This window comes from Dietzia sp. E1, assembly GCF_014145015.1.
GTDB lineage: Bacteria > Actinomycetota > Actinomycetes > Mycobacteriales > Mycobacteriaceae > Dietzia > Dietzia cinnamea_A.
Genome location: NZ_JAALDU010000064.1, coordinates 1 through 15,612 on the forward strand (window position 1 = coordinate 1; position 15,612 = coordinate 15,612).

At 66.2% G+C, this 15,612-nt stretch carries 12 protein-coding genes; 8 read left to right on the plus strand and 4 right to left on the minus strand.

Going from position 1 to position 15,612, the window contains the following annotated elements:
• Positions 1–75: 75 nt before the first annotated feature.
• Positions 76–633 carry a hypothetical protein gene (locus tag G6030_RS02905; protein ID WP_182642140.1) on the plus strand — a complete coding sequence of 186 codons (558 nt, stop codon included), beginning with the start codon at positions 76–78 and terminating at the stop codon, positions 631–633.
• A gap of 18 nt (positions 634–651) precedes the next feature.
• On the opposite strand, the gene G6030_RS02910 is transcribed toward G6030_RS02905, so the two are convergent.
• From G6030_RS02910 to G6030_RS02920, 3 genes are all read right to left on the minus strand, one after another.
• On the minus strand, positions 652–1,224 hold the full coding sequence (locus tag G6030_RS02910; protein WP_182642141.1) for a hypothetical protein: 573 nt from the start codon (positions 1,222–1,224) through the stop codon (positions 652–654).
• A 138-nt stretch (positions 1,225–1,362) separates the two neighbouring features.
• Positions 1,363–2,640: a M20 family metallopeptidase gene (locus G6030_RS02915; protein ID WP_182642142.1), complete on the minus strand. Its 1,278-nt coding sequence runs from the start codon at positions 2,638–2,640 to the stop codon at positions 1,363–1,365.
• A 129-nt stretch (positions 2,641–2,769) separates the two neighbouring features.
• On the minus strand, positions 2,770–3,876 hold the full coding sequence (locus G6030_RS02920; protein WP_182642143.1) for a Ku protein: 1,107 nt from the start codon (positions 3,874–3,876) through the stop codon (positions 2,770–2,772).
• Positions 3,877–4,484: 608 nt separating this feature from the next.
• Between G6030_RS02920 and G6030_RS02925 the strand changes: the two genes are divergently transcribed.
• Positions 4,485–5,300 carry a hypothetical protein gene (locus tag G6030_RS02925; protein WP_182642144.1) on the plus strand — a complete coding sequence of 272 codons (816 nt, stop codon included), beginning with the start codon at positions 4,485–4,487 and terminating at the stop codon, positions 5,298–5,300.
• 1,431 nt (positions 5,301–6,731) lie between these two features.
• On the opposite strand, the gene G6030_RS02935 is transcribed toward G6030_RS02925, so the two are convergent.
• The gene (locus tag G6030_RS02935; protein WP_232303191.1) at positions 6,732–8,246 is read right to left on the minus strand and encodes an IS1634 family transposase; all 1,515 of its coding nucleotides are present in this window, start codon (positions 8,244–8,246) and stop codon (positions 6,732–6,734) included.
• A 308-nt stretch (positions 8,247–8,554) separates the two neighbouring features.
• Between G6030_RS02935 and G6030_RS02940 the strand changes: the two genes are divergently transcribed.
• From G6030_RS02940 to G6030_RS02965, 6 genes are all read left to right on the plus strand, one after another.
• Positions 8,555–9,313: a sulfite exporter TauE/SafE family protein gene (locus G6030_RS02940; protein ID WP_182642146.1), complete on the plus strand. Its 759-nt coding sequence runs from the start codon at positions 8,555–8,557 to the stop codon at positions 9,311–9,313.
• A 138-nt stretch (positions 9,314–9,451) separates the two neighbouring features.
• Positions 9,452–10,336 (plus strand): alpha/beta hydrolase, encoded by an 885-nt coding sequence (locus tag G6030_RS02945; RefSeq protein ID WP_182642147.1) that lies wholly within the window; start codon positions 9,452–9,454, stop codon positions 10,334–10,336.
• Between the two features lie 386 nt (positions 10,337–10,722).
• A complete protein-coding gene (locus G6030_RS02950) occupies positions 10,723–11,688 on the plus strand; it encodes an NADP-dependent oxidoreductase (protein WP_182642148.1) in 966 nt (321 codons plus the stop codon).
• Positions 11,689–12,359: 671 nt separating this feature from the next.
• Positions 12,360–13,037, plus strand: a complete 678-nt coding sequence (locus G6030_RS02955) for a SipW-dependent-type signal peptide-containing protein (RefSeq protein ID WP_182642149.1) — start codon at positions 12,360–12,362, stop codon at positions 13,035–13,037.
• 90 nt (positions 13,038–13,127) lie between these two features.
• The gene (locus tag G6030_RS02960; protein ID WP_182642150.1) at positions 13,128–13,721 is read left to right on the plus strand and encodes a signal peptidase I; all 594 of its coding nucleotides are present in this window, start codon (positions 13,128–13,130) and stop codon (positions 13,719–13,721) included.
• Positions 13,722–14,628: 907 nt separating this feature from the next.
• The gene (locus tag G6030_RS02965; protein WP_182642151.1) at positions 14,629–15,429 is read left to right on the plus strand and encodes a hypothetical protein; all 801 of its coding nucleotides are present in this window, start codon (positions 14,629–14,631) and stop codon (positions 15,427–15,429) included.
• Positions 15,430–15,612 lie beyond the last annotated feature (183 nt).

The window sequence follows — 15,612 nt, forward strand, 5'->3', positions numbered from 1 at the left end:
CGCGCAGCGGCGGCCGAGCGGGCAGGCGGGGGCGGCCGGGCACGCCCCGGCAGCGCGACCGGAGACAATGGGTGCATGGCATCCCCGGAACAGCGCGCACAGTTCGAGCTCCTCGCCCCTCTCCTGGCTCGCGAGGGCGTCGATGTGTGGACCGCGTCCGTCGCCGACCTCGACGCCGGGATGGAGCGCGCCAAGCAGCGGCACGCTGCTGCGGTCGCCAGTGTCCGCGCTGTCCTGGACGCCCACGCCCGCGACGACATCTCCGCCGCCGGCGCGCTCCTCGCGGAGCTCGAGCTGACCGCCGAGACCACTCCCCCGCCGATCCCCGACGCGTTGACCGTGGCGACGCGCTTCGCCCAGCTCGCCCAGACGCTGGCACCGCAACTACCGGCGGACGTCATCGGCGCGGTCCGTGACAGGGCCCGGCTGGATGACGCGCCGGAGGGCATGGCCGACCTGTGCGAGGCGGTGCTGCTCGACTGCGACGCCGCCACCGGCATCCGCACCGTGGCCCGCGAGCACGGGCCTGCGTCCGCCCTCTACGCCGCCGCGGCCATGACAGCCGCGGTCTTCAGCCAGTGGGCCTCGCACACCGGGGACTCGATGGAGGAGGTTGTGGCCGCGCACGCCTGAGCAGCGGACACGGGTGTCTTAGTTCGGGTCCATGGTCGGATTGCCGTCTTCATCGAAGTAGCGCGGCGAGGTTTCTCCCGTTTCCTTGTCGAACCAGATCGGATTGCCGTTCTCGTCGTAGTAGCCGCAGGTGGCGGCAGGTCCGACGCACCCGTCGGCCCGCGGCGGGTCGGTGTACGGAGCTGACTCGGGCTTCGAGAGCGGCGGCGCGCAATTGACGGTGTCGGTGACGATGGACCCGTCCGACATCACCGCTGCGTTCCGCTCCCAGCACTGGACAAACCGCGGAGGGCCATAGGGATCGAAGTCCTCCGGCCGCATGAACGCGGGTCGGGTCGGCGCTGCCGCTGCCGGTGGCGCGGGCGCGACAGCTGGGGTCTCACTAGTCGCGGGTGCCGCGCTCTCCGCTTCCGTAGTAGACGAGCTGGGCGCGCTGCTGGTCACTGCCGAGGTTGTGCTGCTGGTGCTGGCGCTCGTGGTGGTGCTCGTTGTCAGCGAGCCGGCCTCAACAGGGTCACCGCTGTCGGATCCGCAGCCGGAGACACCGACCGCGATAATCGCGGCTGCCGCGGTAGCAATGACCAGTCTCATCTCTGGACCTTCCCCTCAGGACGAGGGGAAGTTTACGCTGTGCGCGCTACCGCGTGCGCCATTGATGCACTTCGACACGTTCGCCACCGTTGTGACCGCGGGAGCGTGCCGCAGCCGCGTCGTTGTCGTCGTCGTCTTCTATACGGCCCCGCGCTCGACGCCCAGGTAGGCCAGCGCCGCCACCACCTGGGCGCGCGTCGCCGTGAGCAGCGTCAGCTCCTCCTCCGGCGCGAAGTGCGGCGAGTGGTTGGCCGGGATCTCCTGACTCACCGCCCCGCGGGCGACCGCGTCCCGGTAGCGGGCGGGATCGACCGAGCCGACGGTCCAGTACGTGTACGGCACCCCGAACGCGTCCGGGATGAGCGAGAAGTCCTCCGACGCCGTGACCCGACTGGCCTCGTACACCGCGCGCGGGCCGAAGTGCTCGACGAACGCCGCGGTGACCGTGTCCGTGACGCCGGGATCGTTGCTGGTGAGCGGGTACTGGTCGTAGTAGTGGAACTCCGGGTCGGCCGGGGCGCCGGCGGCCGCGCATTCGCCGCGGACGATGCGCTCGATCGCGGCGATCACCTGCTCGCGCACCGCCGGATCGTAGGTGCGGATGTTGAGCAGCAGCTCCGCCGAGTCCGGGATGATGTTGGCCTTGGCGCCCGCCCAGAGTGACCCGACCGTGAGCACCGCGAATGTGCCCGGCTCCACCTCGCGCGAGACGACGGTCTGCAGGCGCAGGACGATCGACGACGCCAACACCACCGGGTCTACCGCCGTGTGCGGCATCGAGCCGTGCGCGCCCCGGCCGTGGATCGTGATCTTCAGCGAGTCGCCCGCCGAGAGGACCGGGCCCGCCACCGTGCCGATCGTGCCCGCCGCCGTGGGCATGACGTGCTGGCTCAGCGCGACGTCCGGCCGCGGGACCCGCTCGAGCAGGCCGTCGTCGACCATCGCGCGGGCGCCGGCGGCCGTCTCCTCCCCCGGCTGGAACACCGCGATGTAGGTGCCGGACCAGGCGCCTCGGTTCTCGTTGAGGATGCGGATGGCGCCCAGCAGCGCGGTCGCGTGCGCGTCGTGGCCACACGCGTGCATGACGCCGGGGGTTACGGAGGCGTACTCCAGGCCGGTGTCCTCCTGGAGGGGTAGCGCGTCGATGTCCGCGCGGGCGAGGACGGTGGGGCCTTCGGCGGTGGTCCCGGCCCCGGCGTGGGCCGCGTTGCTGATGACCGCCACGACGCCCGTCCCGCCGATCCGCTGGGGCTCCAGGCCCAGCGCGGTGAGCTCCTGCTCGATCCGGTCCGCCGTCGCGTGCTCCGCCATGCTGAGCTCCGGGTGGCGGTGGAAGTGGCGATAGAGGTCGCGGAGCCACGGGAGATGCTCGGAGACAGCGGTTTCGAGGGCGGCGGGGCTGATGCTGGAGGGCATGGCCCCAGCTTGCTCCTCGCGAGCGGCGAGGTGCACCGGTCCGAAACTCGCCGAGTGGTCACAAACGCTGTGTCTGCGCGAGCGTGTCCTGGGAAAACGTGAACGGGAATGACCACTCGGCGGGCGCGGTCAGGCCGACTTCTTGGCCGGCGCCTTACGGGCCGTCGACTTCTTCGCCGGAGCCTTCTTGGCAGTGGACTTTGAGGCTGTCGACTTCTTAGCGGCGCTCGAGCCGGAGCTGCCGGAGTCCGACTTGGAGGACGTCGACTTCTTGGCAGTGGACTTCTTTGCCGCGGCCTTTTTGGCGGGCGCCTTCTTGGCCGCAGTCTTCTTGGCCGGTGCCTTCTTTGCCGAGCTGCTTCCGCTCTTCTTGCCGGCGGTCTTCTTGGCGGAGCCGGAGTCCTCGTCGTCGCCCTCGTCGTCGTCCTGGTCGTCGGCGTCGTCCGCCTTACCGCCCCGGTCCTTCACACTCGCCCGCAGCGCCGCGAGCAGATCGGCCACCTCATCGTCGCCGTCATCGTCGCCCGAGGTGTCCTTCTCCTCCACCGTGAACGCCTCACCGCCGGCCGCCTTGGCCTCGATCAACTCCTTGAGCTGATTCTGGTAGTCGTCCTCGTACTTCTCCGGCTCGAAATCCGCCGCCATGGTCTCGATGAGCGACGCCGCCATCTTGACCTCCTGCGGCCGGACCTTGGCCTCCTTGTCAAGGCCCTCCAGGATCGCCGGGCGGATCTCGTCGGGCCACAGCAGCGTCTGCAGCATCAGCACGTCCTTGTACACCCGGAGGGCGCAGAGACGAGTGCGGTTACGCAGCGTGAACGTGCAGATGGCGAGGCGGTCCGTCTGCTGCAGCGCCTCGCGCATGAGCACGTACGCCCGGTTGGAGCGCGACGCCGGCTCCAGGAAGTACGCATTGTCGAAGGCCACCGGATCCACCTGATCCGCCGGGACGAACTCCGTCACCTCGATCTCGTGGTTCTGCTCCACCGGCAGACTGGCGAGGTCCTCCTTGGTGAGGATGACCATCTCACCCTCTTCGGACTCGTACGCCTTGGCGATGTCGGAGAACTCGACCTCCTCGCCGTTGTCGTCCCGCACCTTCTTGTAGCGGATGCGGACGCCGTCCTTCTTGTCCACCTGCCGCGCGTGCAGGTCGTGGTCCTCCGTGGCCGCGTACACCTTGACCGGCACGTTGACCAGACCGAACGAGACCTCGCCCTTCCAGATGGATCGCATATAGGGAGTATGCGACAGATGTGGGGCGGCGGCAGCCGGACGATGGGTGGTAGTGGCGTGCGGTGGACTACCGCAAACCGAGGCCAAGCTAGCCAACCGACTGGAATGGGCCAGATTGGCCACCGCCCGGCCCAAACCTTCCCCCGTTGGCAGGCTGGCTTCAGGACTCACCAGAATGAGATGTACAGTCTTGTGAGCCACGCCAGCCTAGTCCGCGGCAAAGGTGTCGTAGTCACACGCTAAGGTGACGCCCGTGCCTGATAACACTGCCAAGATTGGCGACGCGTACTGGGTGTACGCACCTGCCACGAGCGCCCCGCAACTAGTTGGTAAAGCTGCGCGACCAATGGCGTGCGTGGCAGAACGCCCGTTCGACATCGTCTGGTCGGGCCTACCGCGGGTCTCTTCGGGAATCAGACCGGCAGACGTACCAAGCGACCCAATGCCGGAAATTTCCTCCGACCGACTTGAAAGAAGCGGAGCTTGGACTCTGCGCTTCCAGCATTCGGTCAAGAAGTCAGCTACCGGAAAGAAGGGGCTCTGCGAGTACCTCGGAGCGCTCCCCGCCGCCGAAAAGAAAAAGGTAATGGAAATGTACAGGGGGCGAGATGCCAAAAGCTGACCCGGAGCAGCCTGTGGCCGGCGACCTCTGGGCACTTTCGTGGAACGCCGAAGAAGTTGGACACGCGGTGATCTCGGCTGTACATGAGTCGTTCGTCCTGGCCTGGCCAGCTGAAATCAACGAGGACAACAGCTTCTTCCCGGGCATCCTAGTCGAAATGGAGCACCAGGACGCCCCGGTAACAGTGTGGCCCACTCGGGAAACAGGAATAGGAAATCATCTTCTCGATCATAGGATAGGGCAAGCTATCCACCCCTCCCAGATTGCACCGGTTTCAACAGCGCTCGAGGAAGGAAAGGAAACCGCTTTCCCTTTCGCAGCGCGACACAGAGAAGACTTAAACCAAGAGTCATACGACAACCGAATGCTCGAGCATTGGCAAGAACTGTGCTTCCTAACAGTAGAAAGTACTGCTTCTGAATTCTTCGATCGAGATGAAGCGAGCAAGATCGGCCTAAAAGCTAAAGAGGTCGCGGAGGCACTCGGTTTAAGCCACACGGAACTCAGCCCCATCTGGAAGGGTCAAGTCCCACTATCGGACCAGGCTATTGAGAGATTAAGGATCGCATTCGGCGAGACCGCGAATTCCCTGTTGACGACCGACCCACTCGGGCACGTCCTCGACGTAATCTCATCTCCTGACTACAAACAGGAGATTAAAGATCGGTCCCGGATGCTCGGCATGGACGAAGGCGACTTTCGAAGGCGCACTCGGGCAGAGTTCGCCCTCGCAGCCCGTGACGACGGCGATGCGATTGAACCGCAGAAGATTCGAGACGCCATACTACGGGTCGGCAAGTAGATGACAGATTGGGAAAAGCTCGCCACCGAGAACAAAATCGACCAAATCGCGCAAGCTCTGATCGACTGCTCCACCGATTTCGACTTCGACAAACTTCGAACAGACCCGATTGGGACACTCCAGGACCGCGATGACATCCAGTTGATATTCGATCGCAGCTTCTCCGAAACCGACTGCCGCGGCGGGGGGTATTATCGGCAGAACCCGCCCCAAATCTACCTTCATCCGACCATGTGGCGCCGTGACAACTTTACCGTGCTCCACGAGTTAGGGCACCACTTGCAAGTAAAACACCAAGAGTGGTGCTTTTCGCTCTTGGATATGCCGCGGGAGCGCCAGCGAACTGTCGAAGAACAAGTTAGCCACGCTATTGCCGCCAGAATACTGATTCCGTTTGACGACTCAGATCGCGACTGGGAGAAGACTAACGTAGCGGAAATAATGGCGAATCTGTACGCCGAGTCTGAAGCATCGAGGTCAGCTGTTCTTCTTCGCGTCAAGAGTCTAATGCCAGCGAATTCCCGTTGGATTCTCGCAGTTTCAGACCTCGGCGGTGAAGTCGTAAGCTCGAGTACCACTTACCATGACTTGCCGCCCGCAACGAAGAGTGTGCAGAGTTCTTTCGCCGAGCTCGCCTTGCAAGCGCGTGGGGGCCCTACGATCACTTTCCTTTCCGAAGCCATTGAGTATCGAAACCGTAGCGTCCTCGGCGACATGCGTGCGACCGCCGCATTGGATTCAGAAGGAAGATACGTGTTCGTCGCTCTCACTCCTACTCACCGATTTGCTACCGGCAGTCTAGGATTCCGCTCCCTCGAGTGCGCGAATCCAGTTTGTGGAGAGAGTTTCGATCTTCGCTCGGACACGGACCAATGCGCAAAATGTGGTGTGGCGATCTGTCCCGCTTGTAAGACTTGCGAGTGCGCCTTGCGGCCGAACGCCCCCGTCTGCGGCAACTGCTATATGGTCCTCTCTCCAGCGGAGGTTGCAGACAACTCACATGAGTGTTAAGCCTCCGCGCTTAAATTCTATGCTTGTCGGGCTAGCGCTTACGCACGAAAACACTCATAGGATGTAACAAAACTATGTAAGTCTGCTCCACCGGACACGCCCGACGACACGCCCCGATGTGCTACCAGCTCCAACGCGGTAACGGCTGCGGTGAGGCCACCTGAGAGGCTGCTTCTCGTGCCAGCTGACGTCGCCCCACTACTCCAGCTCTGGCGGTCTGCCGTGCCCTCGGGACCGGAATACAGCGGGTAAAAGAGACGAGGGTGTGATGCCCGTGTCTGCACCGACGCTCGCGCTTCAGATCGATCCCGTCGCCGGCGGGATTCTAGTCGAAGCCAAAGGGCTCAGCTGACTACTCGACCGACGAATGACGCCTCTGCTTCCTTAGTCGACCAACGCCAGACCTGAGTTCCACAACTTTTAGTGACCCGCGTTTATCGCATCGATGAGTTTGCGGGCGTCCTCGTTGATGCTCGGCTCCACGACCATCTCGTGGTCGCCGATGGCGACCACGATCGTGCGCAGGGGTTCGAGGGTGCTGACGATCTTCTTGATCGATACGCCGGTGATGTTCTGCAGGTAGCGGGCGACCGCCAGAGCGGCGAACACCACGGTCAAGTGGGCCTCGATGGAATCCCTGGTCCGGTGGAAGACCGGTCTTGCCTTGAGGTCGGACTTGGCCATCCGGAACGATTGCTCGACCTTCCACAGGTCGTGGTACGACGCCACCACGGCGTGGCCATCCATGATCGTCGGGTCGATATTGGTGACGTACCCCTTGTAGCCCGCGGACTGGCGGGCGCGTTCGATCGAGGCCTCGTCCAAGGTGACGTTCTGACCGGTTACCTTGACGAACCGCTGCTTTTTCAAGGGCTCAGCCCGGTCGGCCACCCGCTGGGCACGGTCGATCTGGGCGTTGAGCGTGCGACGATCCCGCTGGGCGCGCTCCCACTTGTAATGCCAGACCACTCTGCGGTCGCGCCGGTCGCGGCCTTGCCCCATCGGGCGGGTCAGCTCCACGGTCTCGCCGTCGTCGATGGCGTTGCCGCGGCGACCGAAGTGCTCCTCGAGCTCCTTGGGCGCTTTGGAGGTGCGGGAGCCGACGATGAACGACAGACCTGCGTCTTCGAGGGCATTGAGGTTGGCCGCCGAGAGCATCCCCGCATCCGCCACGACGACCATGTCCGTGATTGCGTGCCGCTCCTGGAAGGCGGTGATCACCGGGATCAAGGTCTTGGTCTCTGCCTTGTTGCCCTCGAAAACGTGCACGTCCAGCGGGAATCCGTCCCGGGCGACCAGCAGGCCGACGGTGATTTGCGGATCGACGCGGCGTTCCTTACTCATGCCGACTTTGCGCAGGCCGTCTTCTTTCTCGGCCTCGAAGTACAAGGTGGTCAGGTCATACAGCACCAAGGCGACGCCGGGGCCGCCGGCGGCGGTGACGTGGCGCCAACAAGCGGCCGCGATGAGTGTGCGGTAGTCGCGAGCAACCACCCGACCTAGACAATTGTAAAGCGTGTTGACGTGCGGAGGATCTAGACCAAGGCTCCCGAGCACCCGTACCGAATCGAGTTTGCTCGTCGGCTCGACCAGACGGGCCAGTACCAGGTCGCGGAACACCGAATCGGCCACCACGCCCAACCCCAGGCGCTCATAGCTGCCAGCCAAGCCCTGCCACAAGATTCGTGACGACGACCGTTTGACTACCGCTGCCGAGCTGGCGGGCAGATCGATCACCGCCGATGCTCGGTCGTCTAGTCCGAGATCGAGTTCGTGCTGGTCAGCATTGATTCGTTGCTTGGCGATCTCGATCAATGCCGCAAGCTCGCCGGGCGTGTGGGCGGAGCCGATGTGCGCGATCATCTGGCGCCGACCGCGGATCTTCTCCCAGATCTGCACGCCGATGGCCCCGGAGGCGGTCTTGGACTGCACCACGTACAAATCCACCACCTCCAAATTCCGCTCGTTTAGTGACCCGCGCGCCACATGCTCAAACTCGTGACCTGCAGCGATCCTAACGAAGCGGCCAGGAACGACGTCAACTTGTGGGACTCAGGTCGGATGTCCGGCCAGCCTGTTCAGCTGCGTGACAGCAAGTCCGGCCCACCGACCAGCGAATGAGGGCCGAGGTCGCTCACCTCGTCGTCGTCACATAGTCACGGCGACCCACGCCGACGTGCCAGGCGGCGCCAGCCCACCGATCGGCCGACGGCCCCGCCGGAGGCACCTGGAATGCTGGCCCCATGCCCGCCGACGTCGCGCCCCTGCTCCTGCTCGTGGCGGCGTCGGCCGTCATCCTCGGGACCGTGCTGCAGCGGGTCAGCGGGATGGGGGTCGGGCTCGTGGTTTCGCCGACGCTCGCGCTGCTGCTCGGGCCCGTCACCGGCGTACTGCTGACAAACATCACGACCGTCGTCTCCGCCGTGCTCATCGGGATCACGCTGCGACACGACATCGACTGGCAGCGATACCGCCGCCTCGCTCCCCTGATCGTCGTGGGGTCCGTGCCCGGAGCGCTCCTGGTCGGCGCCGCGGACCGCCATTGGCTCGAGGTGATCATCGGCGTCGCACTGATCGGCACGCTGCTGACGACCGCGTTGGTGCGGATCCCGCCCATGAGCGGTCGCCTCCCCGCCGCCGCGGCCGGCACCGCAGGAGGATTCCTCAACACGGCCGTCGGGGTGGCCGCGCCCGCGATGCTGGTCTACGCGCAGGCGACCAACTGGGGCCAGCGGTCGTTCGCCGCGACCCTGCAGCCGATCTTCGGGACCATGGGCGTGGTGTCCGTCCTGGTCAAGGTCGGGTTCGGCGCCGCGCCGGTGTCCGAGCTGCCGCTGGCGGTGGTCGGGCTGGTCGTGGCGATGGTGCCGATCGGCATCGTCATCGGCGGCCTGGTCGCGCGGCGGGCGCCCGCGGCCGTCGGGCGGAAGGTAGCGATCGTCGTGGTCACCGTCGGCGCGCTCAGCCTGCTCGGGCGGGGGCTGACGGGCGTGATCGGCTGACCCATCCCCCGGTCGGTGGACGGGCGCAGGGGCCACCAGGCTCAAGGCAGAGTCGGTCATCTCGCTGATTCGTCTACTACACACGCGGCGATCCTCCTATTGTCGAGGAACCCCTTAGTTCCCCTCACTAGGAGCGCCATGACTACCCAGACCATCGACATCCCTCACCTCGGCGGCTCCACCATCGGCTACCGGTTCGGCCGCGAGTACGACCCCACCCTGCCCACCCTGGTGATGCTCAACTCCTTCACCACCTCGGTGGAGCTGTACCGGCCGCAGTTCGCCAGCGATGACCTCGCCGCCCGCATGAACCTGCTCGCCATCGAGCCCTACGGGCACGGCGCGACCCGCTCCCGCTACCGGCACTTCACCTACTGGGACAGCGCGATCGCCGCCCTCCAGGTGATGCAGGCCCTCGACATCGACATGGCCTTCGCGCTGGGCACCTCCCAGGGCGGATGGATCGCCACCCGCATGGCACTGCTCGACCCCGACGCCGTCCGGGGCATCGTCGTGGTCGGCACCTCCATGGACTACGAGAGCCAGGCCAGCATGGAGCGCGGCTGCTGGGACGGCTCCGGCTTCTGCACCCCCGCGATCGACGCCCTCGCCGCCCCCGTCGGGGACGAGTGGCTTGTCGACGACGAGTTCGTCCTCGGCGTCCTGGCCGCCGGCCTCGGAGACGACATGTCGGACTCCGAAAAGCAGTTCTGGCTGGACACGTACCGCCAGAACTACACAGGCGACGACGGCCGGCACCGCCTCCGCACAGCGTCGATCAACCTGCGCGACCGCGACGGCCTCGAAGCCCGACTCGGCGACGTGATCTGCCCGGTCCTCTGGCTGCAGGGCACCGCCGACGCCGTGTACTCCGTGGCCAACGCCGAGGACGGCATCGCCCGCTTCACCGGCTCTCCCTCCGCCGAACTCCAGATCGTCGAGGGCGGCCAGCACTTCCTCACCGCCTCGGACCCCGAGACCGCCAACGCGGCCACCCTGGCCTTCGTCGACAAGTGGTCCTAGGTCCCAGCGGCTGCGTTGGTCGCCCGTCCCGCCACATGGGTGGCCGCGGGGCCATGGGATCGGAGTGACCTCGTCGTCGTCGTGGTCGTCGTGGTCTGGGTGGTCGGGGCGGTCGCCTTTTCCTACCCGGCATGTCGCTCGGCGAGTGGTCGCATGTGCAGCGTCGCGGCGGACGCGTCCTGGGAAAACGTGAACGGGTTTGACCTCGCGACGCGCCCGAGGGGGCGGCCTCCTGGCCGCTGTGCTCAGCTCGCTCGGGCGCGGGGTCGGGGGCCGGGTCGGAATCTTCTGAACGGTTGCGTGGTTACGCAGCGAGACAGCAGTCACTCGTGCCAACAATCCAGCGGGTCGGCCCACACTGGCCGGGTTCGCGGGAAAGAGGAACAATGACCGTCTCAACCGCCTCCGTCCGCGCTGTCGGAGTCACGACCTACGGTGGGCCCGACGCCCTGCAGGTCGTGGACGTCCCCAAGCAGGAACTCGGCCCGACCGAGGTCCGCGTGCGCGTCGCCGCCGCCACCGTCAACCCCACCGACACCTACACGCGCAACGGCTCCCGCTCGAAGACCGGAACGCCACGCGGAGCCGCAGACGTCCCCGGCATGGACATCGCCGGAACGCTCGTCGAGATCGGCGAGGACGTCGACACCTCCCTGTCCGTCGGCGACCGGGTGATGGGGATCGTGGTGCCGCGCGATGACCACGGTGCGTACCGCGAGGACATCGTCCTGCCCGCCCGGTCGATCACCGCCTCGCCCCGCGACGCCGACGACATCGCCGCGTCGACGCTCCCCATGAACGGCCTCACCGCGCGCCGCGCGCTCGATCTTCTGGGGCTGGAGCCCGGCCAGGTCCTCGCGGTCACCGGAGCGGCCGGCTCGACCGGCGGGTACGTCATCCAGCTGGCCAAGCACGACGGCCTCGTGGTGGTCGCCGACGCGTCCGAGGCGGATGAAGAGCTGGTCCGGTCGCTCGGCGCCGATCAGATCGTCCGGCGAGGAGACGGCGTCGCCGACCGCATCCTCGAGCTCTACCCCGACGGGGTCGACGGCCTCTTCGACGGAGCCGTCCAGGACGCCGCCGTGCTCCCCGCGGTCAAGACCGGGGGCGGGGTCGCGACAGTGCGGTGGTACCAGGGCGACGGCCAGCGCGACCTGCAGGTCCATGCCGTGAGCGTGGCGGACATGGCCGAGGAGCAGGAGAAGCTCGACGAGCTACGGCAGTTGGCCGAAGACGGCGTGGTCACCCTCCGCGTTGCGGACAGCTACGCGCCCGAGGACGCCTGGCGAGCCCACGAGCGACTCGAAGCCGGCGGCACGCGCGGACGGCTGGTCATCGACTTCACGCGGTGAGGTGAGGGCGGGCTGGCCGCTGGACGGGTGCTGGCCAGCCAGCCCGGGGCTGGCGGGTGCGGCAGAGCACGTCCAGTCGGCACGCGGAACTCTGGCGGGGATCGGCGGCCTCGTCGTCGTCACATGGCCACGCCCACACCCACAACTTCGAGCCGCCCACGGCGGCACCTTCGACAACGGACACGGCCCGGACACTCACACAGTGTCCGGGCCGTCCACTTCTCATCCGGCGCACCGCTTATCGCGGACGGCGAGAACCGAGGGCCGCTCTCCGACGCCGCCCGCCACCCCCGCCGCACTGTCCGGGCAGCGCATCTAACGCTCTGACCTGCGTATTCGCTGATGCCGCACCCGCCGGATCGGCCCCCGAGCAGGAGCAGGCCAGGAGGACGCGCGGCGGTGTCATCGTCGTCGATTGCTTGCACTTCCTAGCATCTAGGACAGCCGTCCAAGTCAGGTGACCAGAACGGTCTGTCTCGCCTCCCGCTCAACGGGATACCCGAGGCGCGCCTCATAATGCCTGGCAGACAGCGGTTGTCCCCGGAATTGGCCAATGTGTGAATTAGTCAACAAAACCAGCGCTTCGGCTTGCTACTGGCGGGTAGGTGAAAGATAATAAACGTGTCGCGTCAGCAAGAGCTGGTGCAATCCCCCTCCTCGGAAAGGCAGCCATGAGCACCGCGCCCCAGTCCCCCCAGCCCGCCGTCAAGAACCAGAACCGCCGCAAGAAGGCCCGCGCGATCATGGCTTCCGGGCTCGTCCTGGGCGTCGGCGCCGCCGTGACCCTGGCCGCCTGGTCGGATACCGTGTGGGGATCGGGCACGTTCGGCACCGAGGGAAACGCCTTCAACATCCAGGGCTCGTTCGACGGCGGCGCCAACTGGAAAGAGCACGTCTCCTCGACCGGCACCGGCGACAACGGGCCGGGAGCCATGTCGTTCGCCCAGAATGCCAACGCCCTCATCCCGGGCGTTCCCGTCTACCAGCTGGTCGGACTGCACGAGGCCCATGGAAATCTCGGCGCCGACATTGTCCTCAAGCGGACCAATGCCGATACCAGTGACCTGAGGGACGTCGTAAAGGTCGCCGTCACCGACGCCGGCACCAGCGAGACCGCACCGGCGTGTGGAGCCGGCACCACCTTCGGTGCACCCGTGACGATCGGGGCGCCCGCCGGGCAGATGCTCACCACCGACATCGCAGCGGGTGGCTACCGCTGGGTGTGCTTCTCCGCGACCCTCGACGACAAGGCCACCCCCACCGTCTCCAACAAGAAGTCGCAGCCGATCCTCTGGGAGTTCGCCGCCACCTCCAAGAACGAGCCCGCCGCCCGGACCACCACTCCATAATCCGCCACGCGCCGGCGGCGGTATCCCCACCGTCGCCGGCGCCTAGTTGAACTCCCTCGCCGCCCCTCCCGCCCTCACCAGGAGACCGCCATGAGCGCCCAGACCGTGCCGCCCCCGTCCGAAGAGTCGACCTCCACTGCCGGGTCCCATCGGGCGCCGCGGGGCAGGTCGGTGTGGTCCTACATCGGCGGCGGCATCGGCAACCTGCTCGCCGCCGCCGGCGTGGTCTGCATCGTGCTGGTGATCCTCGCGGTGTCGATGAACATCTCACTGATCATGTTCAAGACCGGCTCGATGTCTCCGACGATCCCCACGGGCTCCGTGGCAGTGGTCAAGGAGATCTCCGCCGATGAGATCCGGGTGGGTGACGTGATCACGGTCGATCGCGAGGAAGGCCAGCTGCCCGTGACCCACCGGGTCGTGGAGGTGTACCCGCAGTCGCCCGGCGAAGCCCTGGTCCAGATGAAAGGCGACGCCAACCCCAACGTCGACCCCGGCATGTACCGCGTCGAGACGGTCCGCAAGGTGCTGTGGTCCGTGCCAGAGCTCGCCAAGGTGATCGTGTGGTTCGGCAACCCCTACGTCTTGGGCGGGATCAGCCTCGTCGCGGCGCTCGGCGTGCTGTGGGCGTTCTGGCCGCGGGGCGAGGAGGAGAACCCGGAACGGAGGTCGAGCGATGAGTGAGACACGTGGCTTTTTCCGCGTCGGGCTGGTGCTCGTAGGAGTTCTCGCGTTAATCGCGACGGTGGCTCTGAGCGCGATCTCCATCCGGCCGACTGAGGCAACATGGTCGGACCGGGTCATGGGCACCTCCCAATTCGGGACCAGCGAAATCGCTGGAAAGAACTTCGCGAGGTCCGCCGCGGCTTATGGTTCCCTCAAGCCCTGGCTCTCTGGCGCGAGGAGCATCGGGTCGGTTCAGCGCGAAGTAGCTCCCACCACCCATTGGATCGCGCGCAACGAAGTGCCCTCTAACTGGCGCAATGAGTCCGCTGGCAACGCCTTCACCTCGGTTCGGGCAAGTGCTGACACTCGGACGTGCGCGCGTCGGGAGAACCAGCAGCCCGACGGGTGCCAGTTCGAAGATCTCCCGGATGGCCCCGGAACTAGCTACGCCGTGTCCCAAACCAGGGATCTCGAGGCGACAGCTTGGGCCCTGCTAGTGAGGGTGCCTCTCGTTCGTACTTCTTCCACGCCGATCACCGCTACCGCTTCGTGCGCTCCTGGCGTGGACGGCGATGCCTCGATTTCCGGTTCTCCAATTACGATCGGCGGATTTCTTTGGAACGATGGTGACCAAATTTCGATACCCAGTGAAGGCCATCAGATCTCTTTCACCAGGAACATCGGGCTGTATACGTACACGGGAGTCCTCCAGCATCACAGTGTTGAAAAGAACGGCTATGCCCTGTCCCAACTCCGACTCTTCGTCGAAGCGTCAGGAAACGTTCTCGGTTCCGACCCTTGGACCTTCCATGTAATTCTCGCCCACGCCGAATGTGGCGCTTCTAGTTCCTTTACTGATGCACCAACCCGCCCCAGCGCCTCTTGGCCCAGCCCGCTCCCAGAGCAACTCGGCCAGGTATCCGCCATGCGGACTGCCGAAGTCATGCAAACAGAGACCCAGGCAGCGCTGGCTAGTGAAACTTCCCCGGGCAACGTCGACGAGACGGAGTTGCCTTCGTTGGAGGAGGTCGCGGGCGACGAGTCGTCGACAGACGAGGAGGGAAAGTCGACCGAGACCGCCCCGAGCCAGACCGCCTCGCCGCAACCGACCCAGTCCTCAGAACCGCACGCCGCGGAGCCGGAGCCAGTGGGTTCGGAGCCCACAACGTCGGAGCCGGCGGCCTCCGAGCCGACCGTGCCCACCACCGTTCCCGCGGGTCCGCAGGAACCCGAGATGGTGCGGGTCGGCCGGGAGTTCGCCGTGGTCAACCGCGAGGGCGTCGAGTTGGGCACCGCGAGGATCGACGACATCGCGCGGACACCCGGCTGCGGAGTGGAGCTCACCCTGAGCATCCGCACCTCTGCCGAGGCGGGCCCCGACCGGTGGGCATCCCTCGGCCCGGGAGACTTCGCTGAGGTCCGCCCGAGCGGGTCGATCCGCAGGGCCGGCACCGTCAGCTCGGACTGCGAGCAGTCGACCGGCTCGAGGACCACCGCGCTGTCGGCGGGCCGGGAGTACGAGATCCTCATCGCGATCGCGCTCGACGACTCCGCGCAGCAGGCCATGCTCCGACCCGACGGCACCGCCGGGTGGATGTTCGATCTACCGCCGCTGCCCAAGGTGACCGCGACGACCAACCCGTCGGCGCCGGCGCCCACCTCGAGCCCGGCCACAGACGCGAGCGAGCCCAGCGTCGAGACGTCGGTGACCACCGCTGAGGCATGAGCCACCCTCTGCAGGCACGCACCCAGGCCGGCTCTCGGTAGACGAACCGCAGCCGCCCTCGCCCCGTCGGCCGGTCCCGCACACGATGCGCGGGGCCGGCGGTCTGCGTTGCGGGCCCTCGTCGTCGTCACACATTCCGATCGCCGTTGTTAGGGACGTGCTTCGGAAAGCAGGGTTCTGATG